Here is a 24,139-nt window from a genome sequence, read left to right as displayed (position 1 = left end):
CGCTATTTGAGCGGCGGCTCCGCTGCCTGCTCCCTGACCAGCACCTCGATCGCCCGCGCGCGGGTGTCGACGATCGAGGCCTCGTAGTGGTCGATGGGCCCGCCGCCGTTGTGGATGAGCTCCTGCGCCGCCTTGAAGCGGTCGCGCGCGCCCGGGTAGTCGAGCACTGCCACGTTGGCCTCCGCATCGGCGCGGATCGCCCGAAGCGTGTCGTTCTGCGCGCCATAGAGGCGGCCCAGCATGCGCCAGGCCGTCGCATCGCGCGGATGCGATGCCACCCAGTCGCGCAGCGGGGCCACCATCGGCGCCGGCTGGCGGGTGGCCGAGGCAGCCTGCGCGGCGAGCAGCATCTCGGGCCGGTCCTTCGCCTGCGGGTCGAGCAGCGTGGCCGCCTTCGCCGCGCCGTCGGCTGCCAGCTCGATCTCGGCCGAAAGCAGGCGCGCCAACCGCGTTGCGCGCGCGTCTTCCCCCGCACGGGTGCGCAGCCGCTCTACCAGGGCGCGGGCCGACTTGTAGTCGCGCAGCTCGTTGGACGCAAGCGCCGCCGCGTAGAGCGTGCCGGCCTGCTGCGCCGGCGAGCTGCGCGCGAATTCGCCGCTGCCGGCTGCGTCGATCCACAGCCGCAGCACGTCCACGCCGGGGCGCACCAGCACGCGGGCGCGCGCGGCGATCATCGCGTGGTCCATCGCCAGCGGCATGGCGAGGCCGCTGCCGGGCCGGAACTGGTAGCGGCCCTGCATGTCTGCGATCCGCTCGCTGTTGAGCGGGTGGCTGCGCAGGTACGGATAGGAGCCGTTGTCATTGAGGCGCGCCGCGTACTGCAGCTTCTCGAACATCGCGGCCGCGCCCTGCGGCGCATAGCCTGCCTGGGTCATGACGCCGAAGCCGATGCGGTCGGCCTCCCGCTCCATGTCGCGCGAGAAGCTCAGCTGGCTCTGCGCGAAGGCGGCCTGGCTGCCCATCAGCACCGCCTGGCCCGCATCGGCATTGCGGCTCTTGCCGGCGGCGATCATCCCCAGGATCATGCCGGCGAGCAGTAGCGGCATCTGCCGGCTCTGCTTGGCCATGATGCGCGAGATGTGACGCTGCGTGACGTGCGAGAGCTCGTGGCCGAGCACGGTGGCGAGCTCGTCGCGGCTGCCGGTCACCGAGATCAGGCCGAGGTGCAGGCCCAGATAGCCGCCCGGCAGCGCGAAGGCATTGATGCTGCGGTCGCGGCCCAGCATCACGGTCCAGGCAAAGCGCTCGTCCAGCTCGGGCGTGAGCTCCCCGCGCAGGCGCGCCGCCGCCAGCAGCCGCTGCCAGATGTCCTCCACATACTCGACCAGCACCGGGTCGTCGATGTAGTCGGGGTCGCGGTACAGCTCGCGCGCGATCTGGTCGCCCAGCCGGCGCTCGGCGCTGGCCGTCATCTCGCCGTCGCCCATGCCGGGCAGCAGCTGGGCCTGCGCCAGCGGCGGCATCGCGAGCTGGCACGCGATCAGGAGGAAGGCGCAGAGCGTCCGCAGCAGGCGCTTCGGCTTGCAAGTCGCAGGGGTGGAAGGGTTCCGGCGCAGCATGGGGAGGGTCGATGGCTGGGCCTCGTATGATGCTTCACTCCGCCGAACGTTCAAGCATGAGCTCTCTCACCCATTTCGATGCCCAGGGTCAGGCCCACATGGTGGACGTCGCTGCCAAGCCGGCCACCCACCGGATCGCCGTTGCCACCGGCCGTATCGAGATGCAAGCGGCAACGCTGGCGCTCATCGAATCGGGCACTGCGAAGAAGGGCGACGTGCTGGGCATTGCGCGCATCGCGGGCATCCAGGCGGCCAAGAAGACCAGCGATCTCATCCCCTTGTGCCATCCACTGCCGCTGACGCGGGTCGCGGTGGCGTTCGCCATGGCCGAGGGCGGCACGCCGCAGGTGGCGTGCACCGCGACCGTCGAGACCGTCGGGCCCACCGGCGTCGAGATGGAAGCCCTGACGGCCGTACAGGTCGCGCTGCTGACCATCTACGACATGTGCAAGGCGGTGGACCGCGGGATGACCATCAACGGCGTGCGCCTGCTTGAAAAGCACGGGGGCAAGTCGGGCAGCTACATGGCGTCGCCGCCCGCGAAGGGCTGAGACGCCGAGGCGCTCAGGCCCGCTACTCCGACGGATCTTCCATCGGCTCCTTGGCGAGCCAGCGCGCGTACTCGCCGGGAAAGGCGATCCTGAAGCGCTTCGCCTGTTCGAAGGCCTCTGCCTCGCGGCCCAGCAGCACGGCGCTGTCGACGAGCTTGACGATCACGCGCGGCTCCGGTGAGAAATGGACAAGGCGCTGCGCCAGTGCATGCACCTCGGCTGCGTTGGCTCGGGTGACCGGCATCAGCGCGAGCTCGGCGAACTTCACCTGGTTGGCGAAGAGCCAGGAGTCCTGCACCTGGGCCAGCGTGTCCTCCCGCCAGACCGGCAGGCGCTCTTCACGGGCGAGATAGAGCTGGCTGACGCGGGTGTAGTCCCAGGCGGCATAGGCGACGACCGTCATCAGCGCAAGGGCTGCGGCCAGCGAGAGCGCGAAGAACGGCCGCCCTTGCGCTGCGGTGGCAGTCTTCTTCGGCGATGCAGGCCACAGAAAGCCCAGGCACAGACCGAAGACGAGCTGGAACGGGCCGTACCACAGCGGATATTCGAGCAGGCTGTGAAGCACGATCACGCCCAGCAGGCCCCACGCCATCAGCCTCGCAGGATCGGTCTCGCGCCACGGCCGCGCGCCCAGCACCAGCCAGCCGAAGCCGCCGCAGATCAGGACCGCCGCCGGGATGCCCAGCTCGACTGCCAGGTGCAGGGGCAGGTTGTGCGCGTTGTCCAGGATCTCGACGAAGCGCGGTCCTTCATAGAGCGTGGTGTAGTGGGCGAAGCTCAGTTCGCCCCAGCCCCAGCCCGTCCAGGGGTGCTGGGCGATCAGCTCGAGCACGTTGCCCCAGAGCACGAGCCGGCTATGGGCGGCGGGCGCGCCTTCTCGCAGGCGATGCATCATGCCTTCGACGCCTGAGCCTGCGAACAGCGGCAGCAGCCATGCGGCCGCGAAGTAGGCGGGGATCAGCGCGAGCAGCGCCCAGGGAGGCGGCAGGCGCGCCCCCGTGGGGCCACCCTGGCCTTGAAGGCGATGTCTTTCACGCCAGGCGAGCCACGCGGAGATGCCGCTGATCAGCAGCAGCTGGAGCAACCCGGTCCGCGAGGTCGAGGCGGCGAGCGCGAGAAGCAGCAAAGCCGACACGGGGACCAGTGCAAGGCGCGCTCGCCGCCCTCCGTTGCCATGCAGCCAGAGCGCCGCGATGAGGGCCATGCTGATCAGCGTGGCGAACTGGTTGCGCTGGCGGAGGTTGCCGTAGGCCTGGCCGAGGTCGGGGGCGGTGGTCCAGGGGACGAGCGGGGCGGCGAGGCCGTAGTACTGGAGGAGGCCGAGCACCGCACTGAGGAGACCGGCGGCGAGCAGGCCGCAAGCCAGCGCTGCCTGTCGCGAGACCGGAGCGCGAGCCAGGCCGGCGCCCACGCAGGCCGTCCATGCGACGACGGCCAGGGCCGCTGCCGCGTAGAGATCAAGGATCGAGCCGGCCACCCGTCCCAGCAGGACCGCCCCGGCGATCACCGCCAGCCACACAAGGACGCCGCGCTCCGGCACCGCCGCAGGCTGGGCAAGCAGCAGCAGCGCCGCACAGGTCCATGTGGCCAACTGCTGCCAGACATTCGCCGAGGGGCCGGACGCGAAGGGGAAGAGAAAGGGCAGCGCGATCAACGCCGCCGAGGCCGCGACGGGGCCGACGATCAACGATGCAGGCGGACCGGCACAAACTGCGGAGGTCGTCATTCGCGGCATTGTGCCTATGCGGAAAAGTGCACAAATGACTTACTGGGAGGCGACGAAAGGAAGCGCACTGCGGACGGACGGTTGTCGCGAAATCTCGCACGTTGTTCACAATTTGTCACTGTTTCAAACCTGTGCTCGAAGGGGTCACCACAGTGCCAGACGCTCTCCAGTCTCGTTGCTCGTCGAGGGGATTCACGCTGATCGAGGTCATGATCACGGTGGCGATCGTGGCCATCCTGGCGGCGATCGCACTTCCGAGCTACCGCGACTACGTGCTGCGCGGCCACCTCGTGGATGCGCACAACGGGCTCGCCGCCATGCGGGCCAACATGGAACGCTTCTATCAGGACAACCGGACCTACAACTCGGTGGGTACGACGTTCATTTCCCCTTGCCTCGTGGATGTGAATCTGCGCAAGGTCGGAACCTTCACGCTTTCCTGCGACGGCACGCCCACTGCGACCGCCTTTGTCCTGCAGGCCGTCGGAAGCGGAACGACCAACGGCTTCACCTTCAAGGTGGACCAGCAGAACCAGCGATCCACCACGGTGACTGGCGTCCCCGGGTGGAACAGCTGCTCGAACGACTGGGTGACGAAGAAGGGACAGACGTGCTGATGCGCAGGCCTGGGCATGTTGCCGGCTTCACCCTTATCGAGTTGATGGTGACCATTGTGCTGCTCGCCATCCTCCTGGCGCTCGGCTTTCCGTCGATGACGACATGGATCCGCAACTCCAAGATTCGAACCGTCGCCGACTCGCTGCAGAATGGCCTGCGGCTCGCTCAGGCCGAAGCGCTTCGCCGCAGCCGCCAGACTGTCTTTTCGCTGACCAACAGCACATCGCCCGCAACCAGCCTCACTGCAGTGGCCAACGGCCGGAACTGGTCAATCAACACTGTTCAACTGCTTACTGACGAAACCCCTCAGTTCGTCGAAGCCGGTGTTTTGAGTAGTGTCGGCAACGATGTGCAAATCACCGGCCCGGTGTCCATCTGCTTCAACTCGCTCGGTCGACTCGTTGCCAACGCCACTCCTGGCCCGACCGGCGCCAACTGCGCGGCTGCTGCTGCGAGCTACAACATCACGTTGACCGGTGCCGACCGGCCGCTGCGTGTGTTGGTCTCGCTGGGCGGCCAGGTGCGCATGTGCGACCCCGCCAGGAACGTTTCAACTTCACCCGACGGATGCCCCTGATGAAGCGCATTCCTCATTCTCCCGTGCGCGCCCAGCGTGGCGTTGCCATGATCGAGGTGCTGGTGTCCATCCTGCTCTTCTCCCTGGGCATCCTTGGCCTGATCGGCTTGCAGACGCGCGCCATGAACTTCTCGGTCGATGCTGCTGACCGCAACCGCGCTGCCTTGCTGGCCAACGAGATCGCCAGCACGATGTGGCTGAACAACTCGATCACCGTGGACACGAGCGCCGGGACCGCATGGGCCACGCGCATTGCAGATGTGTCCAAGGATGGATTGCCGGGCGCCACCGCGACCGTCGCACCTGTCACGACGCTGGTCAATACAGCAGACATCACGATCGAGTGGGCGCCCCCTCAGCGCAACGCGGCCGACAAAAGCCGGCTCACAACTCGCGTCACCCTTCCGCCGCCGCCATGAACGCATCGACCTCCACCTCCCGCGCGTTGCAGCGGGGCCTGACACTCATCGAGCTCCTGGTGGCCATGACCATCGGCCTCATCGTCACTCTCGCAGTGACCAGCGTTGTGACCGTGGGGGAAGCCCACAAGCGAACCACCACGTCTACCAACGACATGAGTCAGAGCGGCGCCTTTGCGGCTTACGCACTCGACCGCGTGCTGCGCAGCGCGGGCTCGGGCTTCGTGCAGTCGGGAAGTCTCGGTGTCTATGGCTGCAAGTTGAGCGTGGCGCGCGACATCAGCGGCACGCCGACCACCATCCTGCCGCGCATCAGCGCTTTTCCCGCCCCATTTGCGTCCTTTCTGGGGGGCGCCGGCGCCAGCCTGGCCGGCAACCTGCGGGTGGCACCGCTGCTGATCGGCCAAGGCCAATCTGCGACCGGTTCCGACGTGCTGATGGTGATGGGCGGCAACGCTGCCGCAGGCGACATCCCGCGGAAGATTCGTTCGGAGGTGACCGGGACCGACAACTTGCGGCTCGATAACACCATAGGGTTGGCCAGCGGCGACCTCGGACTCGTCTCGCAGGATGGCACGGCGGACTGCCTGCTCGAGCAAGTCAATGTGACGGACGCGACCGCGTTTGCTGCCGCGGGCAATGAAGTGCTGCCTATGGGCGGACGCTATTTCACTTCGACCGGTGGCACGACATCGCTCGCGACCCTGGCCGCCAGTGGAACGGCCTACTACACGCCGCTGGGCAACACGCTTTCCAACAACGTCCAGTTTCAGCTGATCGGCGTCGGCGCGAACCAGACCTTGTTTGCCTACGACCTGCTCAGAAGCGCGGGCAATGGCTCCGACGCGGATGCCTTACAGGCCATTTCCGATGGTGTCGTCGAGCTTCGGGCTTTGTACGGCGTGGACACCAATGGTGACGGAATCATCAATGACTGGGTCGCGCCCAGCGGTACGACATACGGGATCGCCAACCTCATGACGACGCCCGCCACCATCAGGCAGATCGTGGCTGTGCGCATCGCGCTGGTCACGCGCAGTTCAGAGCTCAACAAGGACAACGTGTCGCCCGCTTCGCTGACGCTCTTCAGCGATCTGGCCACGACACTGCAGCGCTCCGTGACCCTTGACCAACACTACCGGCACCGCGTCATCGACACAACCATTCCACTGCGCAACATGTTGCTGCAGTCCGCCTCATGATGATCGCAACCGCATCCGTTTCGCCATCCCGCCAACGGGGCGTGGTGCTGCTGTTCTGCCTGGTCATTCTCGTGATCCTGCTCGCCGGCGGGGTTGCGGTGATGCGCTCGATGAACTCCTCACTGTTCAGCGCCGGGAACTTGGCCTTTAGGAGGGATCTGGTCAACCAGGGGGAACTGGCTGTTTCCAAGGCCATGCAAGCGTTCAAGACCGGGGGGCTTGCGACGTCCACGCTCACCTCAAGCAGCGTACCGGCCGAAAACTACAGCGCGATCCAACTGAAGGTTAACAAACTCGGCATCCCTGACGTGCTGCTTAAGAAGACCGGCCTTACCGGCAAGGACATCACCAACGCTGACTTCACGCCAACTGGAGGAGCGATCACGGGGGCCGGCGGCGTTACTGTGCACTACGTGATAGATCGGCTGTGCAACGCCACAGGCAGCTTCGCCTCGCTGAGCAACAGCGCGTGCGTTTCGGCGCCGTCCACGACGCAGGTCACTGGCGGCACCGCCGGCATGGCGCGCCCGGAGATTCCGCCCCCCGCCATCTATCGCCTCAGCATCCGAGTCGACGGACCGCGCGACACGCAGGTCTTCTTGCAGAGCTCGTTCTCCCGGCCCGAGTAACCAGCAGAGCATCATCATGAAAACAAAACCTCTCTTGTTCGTCCGCACTCTGGGAAAGGTGGGACTTGCGATCGCGATGGGGCTGACCTTGGGAGGTGCTCTGATCGCCTCCGCCACGACGCTGTCCGATCAGCCGGTGTTCTCGACTTCCGAGGTTCCCGGCAACTTGGCACTGGCTCTGTCCGTGGAGTGGCCGACCGCCTCCCGGACAGCTCACGTCGGCGCCTACAGCAGTGCCAGCACCTACCTCGGCTATTTCGACCCGAACAAGTGCTATCTGTACCAGACCAACACCACGGCCAACAGCACCAACACCGGCGATACCAGCTACTTCTATCCAGCGGGCTCGGCCACCGACCGCACCTGCACAGGGACCAGTAACAACAACAAGTGGAGCGGCAACTTCCTCAACTGGGCCGCAACAGCCACCATCGATCCATTCCGATGGGCCATGACGGGCGGCCGCCGCGTTGTGGATACGACGACCGAAACCATCCTCGAAAAGGGCTGGCATTCGGGGCAAGGCCTCTTCGACGATCGCGATCTCACTGTCAGCGAGATCGCGGGCGCGACGCCCTACAACACGGCGACCCGGCTTGGCATCCGCGTCAACGGGATGGGGTTCAAGATGCGCCTGAGCATCAACGACCCTGGGCTGCGGACCTTCACGGCCAGCTACTACAACAACAAGAACGTGAACAACCCGGCGGTATTGACCGTCAGCAACGACACCGCTGACCACGATTGGGGAAATGCGAGCCCCGGTACGGGCGTCAACGCCGACAACTTCTCCGCGCGATTCACAGGCACCTTCACGGCGCCCGAAACTGGCAACTACATCTTTCGGACCAATTCCGACGATGGCGTCCGGCTGTGGGTCGACACTTCCGGAAGCGGCAGCTTCGGCAATGGCAATCGGGTCATCAACAACTGGAACGACCACGGCCCCACCGACGACGACAGTGGGGCCATTAGCCTGACTGCGGGCCAGAGCTTCAGCATCCGGGTGGAGTATTACGAGGGTGCTGGGGGCGCCACCATGCGTCTGTTGTGGCAGAAGCCATCCACACCCGGCACGTTCACCGCATTCAGTTCCGGTGACGCCACTGTGGACTACACGATGCGCGTGAAGGTCTGCGATTCATCGACCGCGGCAGGCGGCTTGGAAGCCAATTGCAAACCCTACGGCAGCAATTACAAGCCCGAAGGACTCATCCAGAAATATTCGCAAAGGATACGCTTCAGCGCCTTCGGCTATCTCAACGACGCGAGTGACCAGCGCGATGGCGGCGTCTTGCGCGCCGGCCAGAAGTTCGTCGGGCCGACGGCTCCGCGGCCTGGTCAAACCGCCATCGACAACACGCAGAAGGAATGGAGCGAGACGACCGGCATATTCGTTCCCAACCCCGACAGCGCCGACGCGACGGCGACCACCACGCAGTTCAGTGTGCAGGTCGACAACAGCGGCGTGATCAACTACCTGAATCAGTTCGGCCAGCTGATTCCCGGCAACTACAAGAACTACGACCCGGTCAGCGAGATGTACTACGCCGTCTTGCGTTACTACAAGAATCTCGGAAACGTCCCGGCCTGGACTTCGATGGCCGGAGCCGGCGCGAGCACCAAGCGGACATGGGTCGATGGTTTTCCGGTCATAATCAACTGGGGCGATCCGATCCAGTACTCGTGCCAGCGAAACTTCATTCTGGGCATTGGCGACATCTACACCCATGTGGACAAAAACGTCGCAGGCAATCCCACATATCGCACCCGCGAACCGACCATGGCGGCGGAAATCGCCGCTGACACGACCGTCAATGCCATCACGGCGACCAACAAGGTGGGCGCCTTGCAGGGATTGGGAAGCACACTGGGCGCGACCAACAGCTACAGCGGCCGCGACAACTCGGCGTATATCGCGGGCCTGGCCTACGACGCCAACACCAAGGACATTCGCCCGGACGTCACTGGCCAAGCCAAGACCGTCGGCAAGCAGACCGTGCAGACCTACTGGGTCGACGTGCTGGAGCAGCCCTTCCAGGCCAACAACCAGTTCTACCTGGCGGCCAAGTTCGGCGGATTGAAGGTTCCTGCCAATTTCGATCCCTACACCTTTGCGGCGACCATTCCGTTGGATTGGTGGTCGACCAACGGCGAGACGCTGACCGATACTCGTACCAACACCACGCAGAACCGACCCGACAACTACTTCGCGGCGGGGCGCCCTGACACGCTGGTATCAGGCCTGACCCAGGCGCTCGAAAGCATCGTTAGTGCCATCAAGGCTTATACGACGTCGTTCTCGCTTTCGGCCGTGCAGGTGTCTTCGGCGGGAGCAGCATCTTACGCATCGCAGTACGACGCCAACGGCTGGACCAGCATTGTCACGGCGAGCGAGATCACCTTCGACAGCGCCGGCAATCCTACGACGACTCTGAAGTGGACGAGTACCGACAAGCTCGCGGCGCAGTTGGCCGGCACCGGCTGGAATACCAACAGGCGCATTGCCACCTGGAACGGTACCACGGGCGTCGCGTTTCGCACCACCAGCATTACCACGGCGCAATTGACGGCCCTTGACACGAGTTACGTGGCCGGCGATGACAGCACGAACTATCTCAACTACCTGCGCGGCGACCGCAGCAATGAGAGGTCGTTGGCCGCTCCGTCAAGGCCTTATCGGACGCGAGCGACCTTGCTGGGCGACATCGTCAATGCCAAGGTGACGCCGGTTGCACCGCCCAGCGAGAAGTTCTCGGAGGCAGTCAATCCTGGCTACAAGACCTTCAAGACGACTTGGGCCAATCGTCCCACTATGGTGTACGCGGCGGCGAACGACGGCATGCTTCACGCCTTCAATGGCGCGCTGACCGGCACCGATGCGGGCACGGAGCAGTTCGCGTACGTCCCGAGCGCCGTGTTCCAAGGGCCTACGTCCCCCGCGGCACCGCAGGTCGACGGCCTGGCGCAACTCGGTAATCCCAACTACCTGCACCACTACTACGTCGATGCCACCCCGAAGGTCTTCGATGTCGATTTCAACAGGGCCAGCGGCACCTTCGTGACGGATGGCACTTCCAGATGGCGCTCCATCTTGGTGGGCGGACTGGGCAAGGGCGGCAAGAGCTACTATGCCATCGACGTGACCAACCCCGCGGGCATGACGAGCGAGGCAACTGTTGCGAGCAAAGTGCTGTGGGAATTCACGGACCCGACGATGGGCTTCAGCTTTGGCGCGCCTACGGTGATCAAGACCAAGCGCTATGGCTGGGTGGTCGTGCTGACGTCGGGCTACAACAACAGCGATGGAATGGGCTATCTGTACTTCGTGAATCCCGAGACCGGTGCCTTGCTTCAGAAGGTGAGTACGGGTGTTGCTTCGAATGGCCTGACGCACGCTTCGGCGTATGTCCAGGATTTCACGGACTACACGGCAGACGCGATCTATGTGGGCGACCTCGATGGGCAGCTTTGGCGCTTCGATGTCACCGCCCCGCGTGGCACCACGACCGCCTACCCCGCCCCCACGAAACTGGCGCTGGTGACTGACGGCGCCACGGTCGCCAAGGCGCAAGCCATCACGACCCAACCGCTGATCGAGATCCACCCGATCACTCGCAAGCGGTACGTGATGTTCGGCACCGGCCAACTGCTCGATCCGAGTGATATCAGCTCAACGACCGCTCAGAGTTTCTACGCGATCATCGATGGAAATGCGACCGGCTTTACGCCTGCCGACGCGACCTTGCCGATCACCCGGGCAAACCTGACTGCGCTGACAAACCTGGCCACCGGGGTCACCGTGCCCAGCACATCCAAAGGGTGGTATCTGGATCTGGGCGCGGACACCAGCAGCACGGTCGCTTGGCGGCTCACGCTCAATCCACTGGCTTTCAACGGGGTGGTTTCGTTTGCGCCACTGCTGACCGTTGGCGATGCCTGCAGCCCGTCGGGTGTCAGCCGCTTCTATGCGATCGATTTCGGCATGGGCAAGTCGGCGTTGACGCCTGATGGACAGGCCTTTGTCGAATCTAGTTCCGCTATTACCGATCTGGCGGTCGTGGGGGTTGACGGCAAGACACGGTGGCTGACGGGTAACGTGCAAGGTGAAGTGAAGAAGCAGGGCGTCAAGGAGCCGGGCGGGCTGGGGCTGCGGCAATTGAATTGGCGGGAAGTGCCCACTGTGGATTGAGAGCGTACCGGGTTACGTCAGCATCGATGAGCCGTCCGTCGGTTACCGTCCGCGTTCCAAGCTTCAAGAGTGTGCGCGAGATGGTGACTGCGCAGTGCCCTCAATCGCGGTCCACCGACACTTGTGCTTTGATTGACGAGAAATCGAAATCATCTCTAGGACCCTGGCCCACGTAGAACTGCGGCAACGGTTCGCCAGATGATGAGCAAGTCGAGCGTCATGCTGCGCTGCGTGACATAGCAGCAGCAATACTCCAGCTTTGCTGGCATGATCTCGCTGAGATAGCGTTCTTCGGGATCGCCCTCGCCAGAAAGCAGCGCACTCTCGTTGCGGTAAGCGACGGAAGCAAGGTCGGTGATGCCCGGTCGCACACTGAGGATGAGTTCGCGTTTCTCGCACGGATAGAGGTCGACGTAGCGAGAGACCTCTGGTCTCGGTCCCACAATGCTCATGTTCCCTATGAGCACGTTGAAGAGCTGTGGCAACTCGTCCAGCTTGTGGCGGCGCAAGAACGCGCCAGCCCGCGTCACACGGGGGTCGGCGGATACCGCAATCTGCGGGCCCTGTTCCTCAGCGCCAATTCGCATGGTTCGAAATTTGTTGATGGCAAACGGGTGGCCTCGCAACCCAATACGCTGCTGCCGAAATAGTATCGGTCCGGGCGAATCAAACTTTATCCACACCGAAATGATCGCGAGAGCAGGTGCGGAGACCAGTAGTGCGCAAAGTGCAAAACAGATGTCGAAGGCCCGCTTGATCATCAGGTCAGTATCTCGTGCAAAGCTTCTACCACCCGATCCTGGTCCTGATCCGTCATGGCAGTGAATAGCGGAATGCTCAGCATGGATTGGTAAGCCGCTTCGGAGCAGGGAAACATCTCGGGCTTGAGCTCATAGAGATCGCGCCAGTAGGGCTGGCGATGAAGCGGAATGTAGTGCACGCTCGTCCCGATACCGCGTTCGGACAATTGCTGAATAAGCTCGTCTCTGGTGATCCGAGCGTTCGGGGACAAGCGAATGACGTAGAGATGCCAAGCATGAACTTCACCTTCGGGTGCATCCGGAGGGCAGACCAGCGGAAGAGCCTGGAGTGCTTTCCGATATCGTGCAGCAAGGTACTGCCGACGTTGCAGAAATCGTGGCAACTTGGTCAGTTGCATCAAGCCGATGGCCGCAGCAATGTCCGTGAGGTTGTACTTGAAACCGGGCGCAACGACCTCGTAATACCAAGCGGGCCGCTCGGATCGAAAGCGATCAAAGGCATCGCGGTCAATTCCATGCAGGCGCATGACCTTCATGCGTTTTGCGACAGCATCATCACGCGTGACAACCATCCCGCCTTCCCCTGTCGTCATGGTCTTGTTTGCGTAGAAGCTGAACACGGTGGCGTCCGAATCCAGGGTGCCAACCAGTCGCCCTTCAGATGTGGCGGGCAGAGCATGCGCGGCGTCCTCGATGACCTTCAGACCACGGGGCCGCGCAAGTTTCAGCAAGGCCGGAATGTCCGCCGAGAGACCGGCATAGTGAACTGGAACGATCGCCTTTGTGCGCGGCGTAATCGCCTCCTCGACCAGCAGGGGATTGATGCACAGGGAGTTGGGATCGATATCGACCAAGGTCACATCGGCACCTAGATATCGGATGACCTCGGCCGTTGCCGTGAAAGTATGGGTGGTCGTGATCACTTCATCTCCCGGGCCGACGCCAAAGGCCTCCAAAGCCAAATGAAGTCCAGCCGTGGCAGAGTTGACCGCCAAACAGTGGAGCGCCTCGTCCCCGAGAAAGGTGCGAAAAGACTCCTCAAAGCGTCGCGTCTTGGGTCCGGTTGTGATCCAACCCGATTTGAGAGTGTCGGCAATCTCGGCGATTTCCTCGTCACCGAGCTCAGGCAGCGCAAATGGTAGAAATGCTTCTTGGGACATGGTTCAAGGTTTGATGATCCACGCGACCATGTGCGTGCGCAGCCACGGGATCGCATTGAAGAGGGTGTAGAGGGACGGATGCACCGCTGCAACACGGCGCGAAATCGGTGGCGCCAAAGTGACGCGTTTGGCGTACATGCATCCTTCTGGGAAGAGAGCGCTTACACGGCTCGGCGGGACGCCACGGACGTCGGGGTTGCGCGGATTGTCGACGGTAAAGTCATACCACAGGACGCCACCTCCGGGCCTCAGCCAGCGCCACATCGCCCGAGCCAGACGACATTGAAAAACGTCGTCAAGTAGGGACGAGAAAACCGTGGATGCGAGGACCACGTCGCAACTGTTGTCTTCGATCTCTGCGGTTACGGCATCGCCCAGCGTCAATCGCACAGAGCCGGGTAAACGCAAGCTTGCTGCGGCGTGGCGCTCCGGGAGAAGTTCGATACCACGAAGCCTCTCAGGCGAGCAGCCGAAGCGTAGCCATTCCAATAGGTTGGCCCCATCGCCACTTCCAACTTCGACAAGGTCAACGCTACTGAGCCTCGTCCTGCCGTCCCTAGCGAGCAGATGCAGCATGGCCCGCTGTCGTTCTTGCTGAGAGTAGAGCGCGGCAGGGTTGAAAGCGCTGTAGCGAGCATCCTGCGGACCGCGCCGAGAGTAGCGTTCTCGAACTGCTCGAAGCTCCTTGCCGGGATCGGCGTTTGAATCAGGCATTGCGGCTACCTAGTCAGTGTCGTGAACCGCTCGTTTGGCCCGGCACCGCGCAGCACATCGCACCACCCGAGGGTTGAGCCGGTACCGTAGCCCAGGTGATACGCAGCAATCACAAGGGGGACAAGAGCAAGCGCTGCCGAGTCGAGTCGTTCGCGATACGCGACGTCCAACGTTAGCACCCCGAGCACGACGACGTAAAGCAACAGCAAGGTGAGCGAGGGCCACATCGAAGCTCCCAACAGGCTCACCGTGAGCAGGAGACCCGAGCCGGCGACGAATAGGGCTGGCACCAGATGGCGCGCTGATCCCGCGCGTCCGTGCTTCCGGATGACAAACGGCTTCCAGTAGCCATACTGCAGATACTGGCGAAAAAGTTGCACGAGTGATGACCTGGGTCGATAGATACTCCGAATCCGTGGGGACTGCCACACTCCTCCACCGTTACGTATGAGTCGCAAGTTGTGCTCGTCGTCTTGATTGCGGACCAATGACTCGTCAAACAGGCCAAAGCGCTCAAAGGTCGCCCGCGGCCAGCAGCCGAGGTACACCGTGTCTGCCCATCCCTCGTAGTCGAGCCGTCGAGATAGAGCGCCGCCAGCCACCCACGGGGATTGAAACGCAGCGGCGATGGCCTGTTGTGTCGCGCCGGCGCCGGATTCGGGAGCAGCGCGCCAAGCACCGCCCACATTGTCCGCGTGGGTTTCGGCCAGGACCGCGATGCATTCGGCGATGTAGTTGGATGCATACTCGGTATGCACGTCCATGCGAACAATCACCTCGCCGTCAGCGCAAACTAACGCGCGGTTGAGCCCCGCGGAGACAATAAGATCTGGATTGTCGATCCACCGCACGCAGGACTCAGCCTGCGCAACGCGCTCCAACACTTCACGGGTTCCGTCTTCGCTCATTCCGTCCGCGACTACAAGTTGCATCGACCATCCCGGCGGCAGCGTCTGTGCGAGTACTGCAGCACAGAACGGCCCGACATGTCGTCGTTCGTTCCGGCAAGGAACGATGATGCTGACCCGACGCGGCGAAGTATTCATCGGAAGTTCCCAGCGTTACGCCACTGCCCGAGCAACGTAACGTAGAGCGCAGCCATCCGGTCCATCTGCGCAGACCGAGATCCATCGCGCCGCATGCGATCGAGGTTCTTCAAGCCGAGGGCCTTCGCCTTCGCCTCGTCCCGCCATAGATCCGTGAGTAGGGCCGCCACCGGCTCCTTGTCAACTTTGGGGAGAATCAGCTCTTCTTGGCCGTCGAGCCATTCGCGATTTGCGGGCAAGTCCGAGGCGATGACAGGCAGCCCGCATGCCATGCTCTCGAGGAGTGAGACCGACGTCGCATCGCTCACGGGTATCGATATCGAGACTTTGCACTGGTCGAGAACCGCCATCATGCCTGCATCATCCAGCCGGCCATGCAAACTCACGCGAGCACCAATACCGAGCGCTTGAACACGCGAACGCAAGGCAGCCTCCTGCGGCCCTCCGCCCAGAAGGTGGAGGTGCATGTTGGCTTCCGGGTGCTGGTGGTGGAAGAGTGCCGCGCTCTCAATGATTGTCTCGATTCGATAATTTGACTCCCAGGAACGCAGACTTGCAATATGAAAGCCGGTCTTTGCTGCCGATGGCGACGGCCGGAACCGTGTCATATCGGCACCCCAATGCACCTGTTCGACCACGCTGCCCGGCGTATGGTTCAACATGGCTTCAACAAGGTCCCGCGAGTCGCCTGTTAGAAGATCGGCATGCCCGAGTGTCCAGCGGGTCAATCTGCGTATCAAGGCGCTCTCAACCGGCGACACGAGAATATCGCTGCCCCATGCCGTCATCACCAGCGGACGTTGCCCGCACCGCGCTGCTAGATAGCCATAGGAGGTAATGTAGTGCGCGTGTACTATGTCCGGGGCCAGTTCACGAAGATGTCTGCGGACCTCGCCGACCCGCAGCAACCAATCGGCTGATCGCTTGACCGGCGACAGAACACGTTGCTCGACGCCACCTAGTGCCTGTGGTCGAGCGGTGATCAACGATACCTTGAAATTGCGCGCAAGCATCTCCCTGGCCCAGCGTTGGGTGTGCACGCTGCTCGCGTCGCCGAGCAGGCACAGGTCGATGCTCACGACTTCACTCCGATCGCAAGCAAGTGCGTCTTGAGTACCCCGAACAGGTCGAACAACGACATTGCACGCGGGCCGAACGCAGCGTTCAATTGTTTGAGCAATCCGAGGTCTGTGGTGAGCCGATGCCAAGTGAAGCGAGTGTCTGGAAAAAGGGACTGTACTTCACCCATTGGAACCGCGCGGAAATGAACGTCGCGGGAACGAGTGCGAAATGCGTCGTACCAGAGCACAAGCCCGCCGGGGCGCAGAACTCTCAACATCTCGCGGGCAACTTGCTTTTTCACGTCGTTGTCGATGATGGAACTGAACACGACGTTCTGGCAAACAACGTCGAAGCATCCATCCAAAAAGGGAAGTGCGGCGCCTGACGCGTTGACTACCGATGCGCTGTAGCGGTGCCTCGACTCCTGCAGACGCGGCAGCATCAAATCGACGCCGACAAGATTCTCAAGCGACGCACCCCAGCGCAAGTAATTGGCGAACTCCACACCCCATCCGCATCCTACGTCGAGCATTCGCACCTTGCGAAGATCGATTTCCGTATGCCTCGCCAGCGCTGCAATTGCGACGCGTTCGCGCTCCTGGGCGAGATGCAGCACGACGGGGTTCGAAAGCGTCCAAAATCCGCTAAGCGTCTGGCTAGCGTCGCGTTCCACGTAGCGACTGCGAACGCGGTCCTCCTCAGACATTGTCAGCCTTTCTCGATCGATGATGCTTTTCGGCGCACTCCCTCATGAACTCTGCCATCCGGCGGGCAAGTTCGCGCCGCTCGAAGCATGCCACCGGTTTGTCTAGGTCCGGACAGGCGTCTGGCGAGTGGCTGGCGCTGGCGCGGGCGCTGCGCAGGTCGAGCATGGAGCGCAACGCTGCTGCGACCCCCTCTCCGTCACCTTCCCGCACTAACCATCCACGGCTATGGCGACGGAGCAACTGCGCAGCATCACCATCAATGTCGCCAAGCAGCAGGATCGGCTTGCGCGCGCGCAGGTACTCGAAAATCTTTCCCGGCAACCAGCCGCGCACGCCGGCGCCACGCCCCCCTCCTACGACCAGCAACAACACATCGGCCGCTACCAGCTCGGCGATTGCCTGGCGGTGCGGTAGATACTCGATGCACTCGACTACATTTGGATGGCGCTCGCCGAAGGCCTTAATTTGTGCCCGAAAACGATCACCCATGTTGCCGACCAAACGTACGCGAAGCGCATCGTGTCCTTCGCGAGGCCCCTGAAGGTACAGCGAGACTCCCTCGAGAAAGGCCGAGGGGTCGCGAGGGCCATAGAAAGTCCCCGTATGCACGAGCGTAAAGACGCCGGGAAAGGCTGAGGAATGTTCGAGGCCGGCAAAGTCGTCCTCGTCGTAGCCGTTAGGTATGAACGCGGCAGGAGCCCCATGCGAACGACGCGCTGCCAGCAGTCGCTGCCATGATTCGGTTACCGTCACGATGCCAGTTGCGCGAGCGAGCCAACGTTGCTCCAACCGACGATCGAGAACGTGCCTCCACCGCGAGGCGAGGTATGCCGGGTTGTCGGTCCATAGATCACGAAAGTCGGCAACCCAAGGGAGTCCGAACTCCCGGCTCAATCTCTCTCCGATCGCGTGAGCTGAGGCGGGCGGTGACGTGGTGAAGACGAGGTCGAAGGGCACGCCACGACGCGCCTCTTGGCGAAGAAGGCGACGAGCCTCACGCCATGCGGTTCGCGCCCAACCAGCCTTGTCGTCGGGGTAGTGCAGCGCGTTCCAGGCGCCGAGAAGCGCATTGCGCAAGCCAGCCGAGGAGGCCTTTACCTCGGACGCTGGCATCGAGACGCGTCGCGCCCGCCTGTTGGCAGCCAGCTTGGTCAGCAACGGCGTATGCGGGACGCGCTGAACAACCAGCTCCTTGGACAGTTCGCTGGTCAGGGAAGCGTCCTGGACATAGTGCGGATCAAAGCCGCTCACGACCACAGGCGTAACACCAAATGCAGGCAGATACTTCGCGAACTTGAGCGCGCGTTGAACCCCGGCCCCGCCCATCGGTGGAAAGTAGTAGGAGATCTGCAGTATCTTCATCGGGCCGAGGACTGCTGTTTTCGAAGCAGCCAATAGTCGCAGTACGGCAATTCGGTAAAGTGCTCCACGATGAAATCCTGCGCCCGCAAGGCTGCAGTTATGTGTTCGCGCTTCACGCGGCCATCGCCGATTTCCCAGCAATGATGCGGATCGATCCAGATCCTGCGGCGGACGAATCGGTGGTAGGCCTCGCTGAGGCTTGTAAGACCGACCGGAAAGCGCCATTTCCAGAGATGCTGGCGAGGCGTGACAACCAGCATGTGGCCTTTGCGGTGCGGCACTGTGAGCAACAGACGCCCGCCTGGCCGCAAGTAGGTGTGCAAGTGTCCGAGGCAGATTGAGAAGTCCTCGAACGGGATGTGCTCCAAAACCTCCGTTGCGATCACTACATCGAAACGATCGACCAGGCTTGGAACTGGTATGCGGAGGTCGCCCAATACATCAGGCTGAAGCCTGTAGTTGACATCCATCACCGTGTAGCTCTTGACGAAGGGCTGGACGCAGCGCTTCACAACGCCATCGCCCGTGCCCACCTCCAGAACGTCCCCCTGCGCGAGCCTGCACAGGTCCTTGAGCACATGGAAGTGACGCGCCCACGTGTAGAAGTCAACCCCGGCCAAATACTGCCTTTGCGTCAATTCGAATTGCGTGCCAAATGCGTTGTCGCTCATGAGACCTCTATGGCCTTGCAAGCAGTCGAGCGATAGATGCCGATCGCGACCAATCCAGCCCCAAATAGATCGACAGACTCAAGGCCGAGCCCAAGGCAGACGCGGCAAGTGACCCGGAGCCGTACGCCATGAGCAGGAGCAAAGGCAATGATGCCGCGACGGCGTTGGCCAGAATCCGAAGCGATTCTTGCCATGGAAATGACCAAGGCAATGCCGCCCGCGCTAGTCGCACCGCCAAACAGACCATCACGATGTTGGAAGTCGCTGCCGCTGTTGCGGCGCCGACAAGCCCCAAGCCAGGAATCAGGGCGAGATTGAGTGCAAGATTGACCGCCACGGCCAGCCCGGCTAACCCAAGCACTTGCTTGCTGCGGCCCTCCAGCAGTAGGGCGTAGAGAAGAATCTGATAGACACCAAATGCTGCCACCGACACGGCCAGCAAGGCAAACACTGGGGCTTCTGCCCGGTACTCCACGGTGGCGAATAACGAAAGGAGGCGCGGGCCGGCGATCGCAAGCAGAAGTGCCATCGGGACGGTGAGGAACAGGAACACTCGCACGGCCAAGCTCATCAGCTTGCAGATCTCGGCGAGCCGGCCCGCCTGCCAGTGCTCGGAAAGGACAGGAAAGAGCGTGAAGCCGAGCACGCTGTGAATCACGGCGGGAATGGCGCATAGCGAGACCGCGGCCGCGTAGAAGGCGACCGACTCCAGATCGAGGGAATGAAGCAGCAAGAAGCGATCGAAAGAGCCGCCCATCCAAGTCAGGAGAGCAAGCAAGACAAGTGGTGCGGAAAATCGGAGCAACTCGTTGAGGTCGGGGCTGTCGCTCGTCTCCGCCGAGACCTGTTTTTGGCGAGTGACGACGGCAGCAGCAAGGCAGAAGACCAAGAAGGACACGATGAGCTGAGTACCAGCATATTGCGCGAACCAGACAGCCATCGAGGGTGGGGCTTGCCCCACCAGCGCCAGCACGACGCCATAGCGGGTAAAGCTGCGCGCGATCAGCGTCGCTGCAACCAGCCCGATGCGGCCAGACGCACGCAACCATGCACACGCATAGTCTGCTGTGGCGTCTGCTGCGAGCAGCATTAGCAGGGATGGCAGCAAAATTTGCTTTGCGCTGTCTCCAAAAATGGCATGGGAGACAGGCCCCGGGAAAGCCGTCACACAGACTCCACAGACGACGAACAGCGCGAGTGCGAGCATGCCCAGCCGCCAGAAGTAGCGCCTCCGCATCGCCGTCACTGCTGCCGTGGAGAAGTAGCGAACGATGGTCGTCGAGAACCCAAAGAGGACTATTGGCATAAGCATGCTCGCTGTGATCGCGGTTTGGGTCCACGCGCCATAATCCGCCGGGCTGATCGAGCGCGTCAACAGAGGCAGCAGAAAAAGGCCCAGCAGACGATCGACCAGGACGGCGGATGCGTAGACCCCTGTACTCCAACGGAGGGTTGACATCGTCAATACGCTTCAGTGCCGAATGGGCATGCTGTCACTGCGGTCGAGATGGTCATAGCCGGCGACTAGCAAGGACAGTATTTCCTTTATTCGGGCCACGTCATCCAGGCGCGCAGCATCCAGCAACGTTTGAAGATGTACCTTCAGGTCAGGCCAAGCCACAAACTCCTCCAATGCGCGAATAATGCGGGGGTGCGCTGTGGGCATCGGATTTTCTCCGATCAGGAGTTCCTCGAAACGCTTTTCCCCTGCGCGAAGACCAGTGAAGGCGATGCTGATGTCACCGGTCGGACGAAACTCGTCGCGGACCGTTCGCCCGGAAAGCGTGATCATGCGCCGGGCGAGATCCGCGATCTTCACAGGCGCGCCCATGTCGAGCACGAAAAGATCTCCCCCGCGTGCCATCGCTCCTGCATACAGCACCAGTTGCACAGCCTCCGGGATCGTCATGAAGTATCGCGTAACCTCCGGGTCCGTCACCGTCACTGGGCCGCCACTAGCGATCTGGGCGCGAAACAGGGGGACTACGCTGCCGCTGGACCCCAGGACATTGCCGAAGCGCACCATCGAGAATCGCGTCATCGTGTCCGTCTTGAAGCGTGTTGGGCTTCCATCGTCGAAAGGGTCGATCTCACAATCAGCAAGCGACTGCAGGATCTGTTCGGCAATCCGCTTGGTGGCACCCATCACATTGGTCGGCCTGACAGCTTTATCGGTGGACACGAGAACAAGGCTATCGACACCCCACTTGAGTGCCGTGCGGGCCAAGTTGAGCGTACCCAACACATTGTTGATGACGGCCTCTCCTGGATTGGACTCGACCATGGGGACATGCTTATAGGCTGCCGCGTGGTAGATTACCTGTGGACGGTAAGCCTCGTTGAGCGACTCCAAGCGCTGGAGGTTGCAGACGTTGCAGAGCACGGGCACAAGGGTCATGCTCGAGCCGCCGCCGAGCGCCCATTGCTCGAGCTCATGGTGGATTTTGTAGAGCGAATATTCGCTGTGGTCGACGAGAAGAAGCGTGCTCGGCGCTTGGCGCGCAATTTGACGGCACAGTTCGCTGCCGATGCTGCCTCCCGCTCCGGTCACCATGACGACCCGGTCGGCCACGCCGACGGAAAGGAAATCAGGCCGTGAAATCACGGGTTCGCGCCCGAGCAAGTCGTCGAGGTCGAGGTCAAGGAAGTCGTCCAGCGTGACCCGCCCGCTGGCGAGATCCGCCAACCCAGGCAACGAACGAATCCGTACAGGCAGCGATTGCAGACGCTCGATGATCTGATTGCGCCGCTGCCGCGTCGCGCTCGGCATCGCAAGAAGAATGTCCGTGACTCTGTGCCGCGCAACGACATCCGCGGTTTCGGCGTAGGCATGGACCTTGACCCCATTGATAGTGCGTCCGACCTTCTGGGGATCGTCATCGACGAATCCGACCAGCGCATAGTCGTGTGTTCCGGAGAGCGCAGCCGCGGTCTGCGCCCCTGCGATGCCGGCTCCATAGATTAACAAAGGCGTGCCGCGCAAACGGGTGCGGCTGGCGATCCATTGCCAGCCCAGTGCCCGGCTCGATGTGACGAGGAGTAGGAAGAGGAGCGGCTGCAGCATGATGAGGCTGCGAGGGATGCCCTCCCATTGGAAGAGCAGCCAGACGAGCGGACACAGCGCCAAGCCGTACAGCGCGACAGCGCGGCCCGTTGCCAGGATCGATGCCACGCCCGTGTAGCGGAAGATCGCCTTGTACAGGCCCAGCCGGAGGAAGACCGAGAGGGCCAGCGCGGGCGCCACTGCGTAGGCGACCCATTCGGCTCCCCCCGGCCAATGCAGCGTGTCGAGCCGCAAGGTGAATGCGAGCCACATCGCTATCAGCGCGAGCACGGCGTCGAGCGCCATGACCACCATGCGCTTTCGGGAACGAGACCAGCTCAGGATCGTCTCTTGCATCGCTGTGCGTTCATTGGGTACTGAGCCCCAGACGAGGAAAGGGCACAGGCTCGGCGCCAGGGTGTTCGCGCGCGAATTCGCCCCAGGCGATTCGAAGCTTGTCGCAATAACTATGCTGGAAGAGCATGCACGCTTGCCGTAGCGCGTCCTGCGCAGCCAGCGACTGCCCATTGAGCGCGGCGGCCTTTGCATATCTCAAGAGCGCGGCCTCCTCGGGATAACGCCGTGCGGTTAAGCGCAAGCGCTCGATCTCGTCTGCCGGCATGTGTTTGCGCGGCTCGATGCGCTCGTTGATAAGAGCGGCCTGCAATCCGTTTAGGATATAAATCTCAGGCGCCGGAGGGGGCGCGTGAGCACCGATTCGGGCGGCTCGCAAGCGCTGGGATTGCACGTCCAGTTCAATGGCGCGGTAGTCCTTCCACATGAGAAGCAGGACGCTGCCCAGCGCAATCACAAGGGCCGCCGATACGGCGAGTGGCAGGCGGGCGGGCGGAACGAGCGTCGAGCGCGCGTTCAGGATGCCCATCATTAGCGCGACCGGAACCAGGAAGAAGGCCTTGCAATGCGGCAGCTCGAGCAAAGCGTGCAGCGTGAATGTACCGATGGTCAGCAGAATCAGAATCTGCTCTGCGCTAGTGGCGCGCTGCACCTGCCACCATAACCAAAGACCCAACAGTGCAGCGATGGCCAGACCCAGGGGCAGCCCATTCCACAGCATCAAGTCGAGCACAAGGTTGTGGGCGTGCTGGATGCCCCTTTTCAGGTCGGCGTATTGGGGCAGTTCGTCGACCTGGACCAATCGGCCTTGGTTCCAACCGTAGCCCAGCCATGGTCGATGATGTATCCCATCGATCATCATGGACCAAATTTCCGGTCGGAGCCCCGACCTTAGGCGCGAACGCAGACTATCTGCCCCACCGGCACCAATGAGTTCCGTCGTGTATGTCCAGCCGAAGGCCAGCACAGCGAACCAGAGTCCCAGCCCGAGAAAGACCAGTCGGTGCTTCGCGGTCCCGAGCGAACCAGGCGAGACCCACGCGAACGCGAGCAACAGTGCAATGCCAAGCCAGCCCGTTCGAGACTGCGTACTTGCGATACCTACCAACAGGGTGGCTGCAGCAAAAATTGCTACCCAGGCGCCAATGCCTCGTCGGGCGTGAGCCCACCACAAACCGATCAGCCCCCACAGCAGCAGCGTGCTCAGCTCGTTGGACTGGCCCACATTGGCCATGGGGCGGTTACCTATCGAGATGGGGGCCATGAAAGGTCCCCAATCGAGCAAGAGCCATTGCGCGAGTGCAAGCGCCGTTGAGACCACGGCGGCGATGACAAAACCTGCGAACAGCGCGTCCGGCAAGCGGCCCGGGGCCAGCGCCTCGCAGGACCTGGCGATGGCAACTGCGACGGCGCAACCCAGAAGGTACACGCTGATCACAGGCGCCTCGCCTGGAAACGCAAGCATGCCGCCCGCGGCCTGGAGCAAGGGAACCAACGCGACGGCAGCAAAGCCCAGCGAGAGCATGTCGAAAACCATTCCCGCACGCCGCGTCACCACCCACAGGGCCAGCGGCAGGAGGGCAAGACCGGCGGCAACCTCGTTGTAGAGCGTAGGCCACGGATAGGAATGCACGGGGACTAGCCACGGCAGGGCGAAGCCGAAAGCCAACAGCGACCAGCACACACCCGTCGATGTGTTGCGCTTTGAGCGCGCCTTCGGCTCCACCGCCACGGTGCTCCCCAAGGCCTGCTGGAGGTTCGACACGGGACTCTGTTCGGTCGTCAA

The 24,139-nt window shown here is 62.6% G+C and carries 20 protein-coding genes; 7 read left to right on the top strand and 13 right to left on the bottom strand.

Annotation, left to right across the window (positions count from 1 at the left end):
• Nucleotides 1-2: 2 nt before the first annotated feature.
• A complete protein-coding gene (locus tag E5P3_RS29395) occupies nt 3-1,559 on the bottom strand; it encodes a M48 family metalloprotease (RefSeq protein ID WP_162589182.1) in 1,557 nt (518 codons plus the stop codon).
• 56 nt (nt 1,560-1,615) lie between these two features.
• On the opposite strand from E5P3_RS29395, the gene moaC reads away from it, so the two are divergent.
• A complete protein-coding gene (gene moaC / locus E5P3_RS29390) occupies nt 1,616-2,110 on the top strand; it encodes a cyclic pyranopterin monophosphate synthase MoaC (RefSeq protein WP_162589181.1) in 495 nt (164 codons plus the stop codon).
• A gap of 22 nt (nt 2,111-2,132) precedes the next feature.
• Here moaC and E5P3_RS29385 read toward each other — a convergent pair whose 3' ends face one another.
• Nucleotides 2,133-3,836 (bottom strand): PglL family O-oligosaccharyltransferase, encoded by a 1,704-nt coding sequence (locus E5P3_RS29385; RefSeq protein WP_162589180.1) that lies wholly within the window; start codon nt 3,834-3,836, stop codon nt 2,133-2,135.
• Nucleotides 3,837-3,967: 131 nt separating this feature from the next.
• Here E5P3_RS29385 and E5P3_RS29380 point away from each other — a divergent pair, with 131 nt between their 5' ends.
• Genes E5P3_RS29380 through E5P3_RS29355 form a run of 6 tightly spaced genes read left to right on the top strand, consistent with a single transcriptional unit; the run spans nt 3,968 to nt 11,473 of the window.
• Entirely contained in the window at nt 3,968-4,453 is a 486-nt protein-coding gene (locus E5P3_RS29380) for a type IV pilin protein (protein ID WP_443083272.1), read from the top strand.
• A complete protein-coding gene (locus E5P3_RS29375; protein WP_232073369.1) occupies nt 4,402-5,031 on the top strand; it encodes a GspH/FimT family pseudopilin in 630 nt (209 codons plus the stop codon). Before E5P3_RS29380 ends, E5P3_RS29375 begins: the two co-directional genes overlap by 52 nt.
• A complete protein-coding gene (pilV, locus tag E5P3_RS29370; RefSeq protein ID WP_332107396.1) occupies nt 5,022-5,450 on the top strand; it encodes a type IV pilus modification protein PilV in 429 nt (142 codons plus the stop codon). Before E5P3_RS29375 ends, pilV begins: the two co-directional genes overlap by 10 nt.
• Nucleotides 5,447-6,652, top strand: coding sequence for a PilW family protein (locus E5P3_RS29365; RefSeq protein WP_162589927.1), 1,206 nt, complete (start codon nt 5,447-5,449; stop codon nt 6,650-6,652). The genes pilV and E5P3_RS29365 overlap by 4 nt, the downstream gene beginning before the upstream one ends.
• Nucleotides 6,649-7,281: a pilus assembly PilX family protein gene (locus E5P3_RS29360; RefSeq protein ID WP_162589177.1), complete on the top strand. Its 633-nt coding sequence runs from the start codon at nt 6,649-6,651 to the stop codon at nt 7,279-7,281. The genes E5P3_RS29365 and E5P3_RS29360 overlap by 4 nt, the downstream gene beginning before the upstream one ends.
• Nucleotides 7,282-7,297: 16 nt before the next feature.
• Nucleotides 7,298-11,473, top strand: a complete 4,176-nt coding sequence (locus tag E5P3_RS29355; protein ID WP_162589176.1) for a PilC/PilY family type IV pilus protein — start codon at nt 7,298-7,300, stop codon at nt 11,471-11,473.
• Between the two features lie 155 nt (nt 11,474-11,628).
• Here the strand turns inward: E5P3_RS29355 and E5P3_RS29350 are convergent, their stop codons facing one another.
• From E5P3_RS29350 to E5P3_RS29300, 11 genes are all read right to left on the bottom strand, one after another.
• Nucleotides 11,629-12,234: a sugar transferase gene (locus tag E5P3_RS29350; RefSeq protein ID WP_162589175.1), complete on the bottom strand. Its 606-nt coding sequence runs from the start codon at nt 12,232-12,234 to the stop codon at nt 11,629-11,631.
• Complete coding sequence (locus E5P3_RS29345; RefSeq protein WP_162589174.1) at nt 12,234-13,394, bottom strand: DegT/DnrJ/EryC1/StrS family aminotransferase; 1,161 nt, start codon at nt 13,392-13,394, stop codon at nt 12,234-12,236. The genes E5P3_RS29350 and E5P3_RS29345 overlap by 1 nt, the downstream gene beginning before the upstream one ends.
• A gap of 3 nt (nt 13,395-13,397) precedes the next feature.
• Complete coding sequence (locus E5P3_RS29340) at nt 13,398-13,970, bottom strand: methyltransferase domain-containing protein (protein ID WP_232073367.1); 573 nt, start codon at nt 13,968-13,970, stop codon at nt 13,398-13,400.
• Nucleotides 13,971-14,113: 143 nt separating this feature from the next.
• Nucleotides 14,114-15,154, bottom strand: a complete 1,041-nt coding sequence (locus E5P3_RS29335; RefSeq protein WP_162589172.1) for a glycosyltransferase family 2 protein — start codon at nt 15,152-15,154, stop codon at nt 14,114-14,116.
• Entirely contained in the window at nt 15,151-16,233 is a 1,083-nt protein-coding gene (locus tag E5P3_RS29330; protein ID WP_162589171.1) for a glycosyltransferase, read from the bottom strand. Before E5P3_RS29330 ends, E5P3_RS29335 begins: the two co-directional genes overlap by 4 nt.
• Nucleotides 16,230-16,922: a class I SAM-dependent methyltransferase gene (locus tag E5P3_RS29325; RefSeq protein WP_232073366.1), complete on the bottom strand. Its 693-nt coding sequence runs from the start codon at nt 16,920-16,922 to the stop codon at nt 16,230-16,232. The genes E5P3_RS29330 and E5P3_RS29325 overlap by 4 nt, the downstream gene beginning before the upstream one ends.
• On the bottom strand, nt 16,915-18,285 hold the full coding sequence (locus E5P3_RS29320; RefSeq protein WP_162589169.1) for a glycosyltransferase: 1,371 nt from the start codon (nt 18,283-18,285) through the stop codon (nt 16,915-16,917). Before E5P3_RS29320 ends, E5P3_RS29325 begins: the two co-directional genes overlap by 8 nt.
• Nucleotides 18,282-18,956: a class I SAM-dependent methyltransferase gene (locus tag E5P3_RS29315; protein ID WP_162589168.1), complete on the bottom strand. Its 675-nt coding sequence runs from the start codon at nt 18,954-18,956 to the stop codon at nt 18,282-18,284. The genes E5P3_RS29320 and E5P3_RS29315 overlap by 4 nt, the downstream gene beginning before the upstream one ends.
• Nucleotides 18,957-18,963: 7 nt before the next feature.
• Nucleotides 18,964-20,415, bottom strand: coding sequence for an oligosaccharide flippase family protein (locus E5P3_RS29310; protein ID WP_162589167.1), 1,452 nt, complete (start codon nt 20,413-20,415; stop codon nt 18,964-18,966).
• Between the two features lie 12 nt (nt 20,416-20,427).
• Nucleotides 20,428-22,356 (bottom strand): polysaccharide biosynthesis protein, encoded by a 1,929-nt coding sequence (locus tag E5P3_RS29305; protein WP_162589166.1) that lies wholly within the window; start codon nt 22,354-22,356, stop codon nt 20,428-20,430.
• A gap of 10 nt (nt 22,357-22,366) precedes the next feature.
• The gene (locus E5P3_RS29300; protein WP_162589165.1) at nt 22,367-24,118 is read right to left on the bottom strand and encodes a PglL family O-oligosaccharyltransferase; all 1,752 of its coding nucleotides are present in this window, start codon (nt 24,116-24,118) and stop codon (nt 22,367-22,369) included.
• Nucleotides 24,119-24,139: the final 21 nt, after the last annotated feature.

It is taken from the genome of Variovorax sp. RA8 (assembly GCF_901827175.1).
GTDB lineage: Bacteria > Pseudomonadota > Gammaproteobacteria > Burkholderiales > Burkholderiaceae_C > Variovorax.
The sequence above is the reverse complement of the archived record's forward strand: the minus strand, read 5'-3'. Positions and strand labels throughout refer to the sequence as shown.

Excerpts from the sequence above, each read along its gene's own strand:
- E5P3_RS29345 (WP_162589174.1), bottom strand. The coding sequence starts at position 13,394 with ATGTCCCAAGAAGCATTTCTACCATTTGCGCTGCCTGAGCTCGGTGAC.
- E5P3_RS29395 (WP_162589182.1), bottom strand. The coding sequence starts at position 1,559 with ATGCTGCGCCGGAACCCTTCCACCCCTGCGACTTGCAAGCCGAAGCGC.
- E5P3_RS29340 (WP_232073367.1), bottom strand. The coding sequence starts at position 13,970 with ATGCTGCATCTGCTCGCTAGGGACGGCAGGACGAGGCTCAGTAGCGTT.
- pilV (WP_332107396.1), top strand. The coding sequence starts at position 5,022 with ATGCCCCTGATGAAGCGCATTCCTCATTCTCCCGTGCGCGCCCAGCGT.
- E5P3_RS29350 (WP_162589175.1), bottom strand. The coding sequence starts at position 12,234 with ATGATCAAGCGGGCCTTCGACATCTGTTTTGCACTTTGCGCACTACTG.
- E5P3_RS29320 (WP_162589169.1), bottom strand. The coding sequence starts at position 18,285 with ATGAAGATACTGCAGATCTCCTACTACTTTCCACCGATGGGCGGGGCC.
- E5P3_RS29355 (WP_162589176.1), top strand. The coding sequence starts at position 7,298 with ATGAAAACAAAACCTCTCTTGTTCGTCCGCACTCTGGGAAAGGTGGGA.
- E5P3_RS29305 (WP_162589166.1), bottom strand. The coding sequence starts at position 22,356 with ATGCAAGAGACGATCCTGAGCTGGTCTCGTTCCCGAAAGCGCATGGTG.
- E5P3_RS29365 (WP_162589927.1), top strand. The coding sequence starts at position 5,447 with ATGAACGCATCGACCTCCACCTCCCGCGCGTTGCAGCGGGGCCTGACA.
- E5P3_RS29385 (WP_162589180.1), bottom strand. The coding sequence starts at position 3,836 with ATGACGACCTCCGCAGTTTGTGCCGGTCCGCCTGCATCGTTGATCGTC.
- E5P3_RS29325 (WP_232073366.1), bottom strand. The coding sequence starts at position 16,922 with ATGTCTGAGGAGGACCGCGTTCGCAGTCGCTACGTGGAACGCGACGCT.
- E5P3_RS29315 (WP_162589168.1), bottom strand. The coding sequence starts at position 18,956 with ATGAGCGACAACGCATTTGGCACGCAATTCGAATTGACGCAAAGGCAG.
- E5P3_RS29310 (WP_162589167.1), bottom strand. The coding sequence starts at position 20,415 with ATGTCAACCCTCCGTTGGAGTACAGGGGTCTACGCATCCGCCGTCCTG.
- moaC (WP_162589181.1), top strand. The coding sequence starts at position 1,616 with ATGAGCTCTCTCACCCATTTCGATGCCCAGGGTCAGGCCCACATGGTG.
- E5P3_RS29335 (WP_162589172.1), bottom strand. The coding sequence starts at position 15,154 with ATGAATACTTCGCCGCGTCGGGTCAGCATCATCGTTCCTTGCCGGAAC.
- E5P3_RS29360 (WP_162589177.1), top strand. The coding sequence starts at position 6,649 with ATGATGATCGCAACCGCATCCGTTTCGCCATCCCGCCAACGGGGCGTG.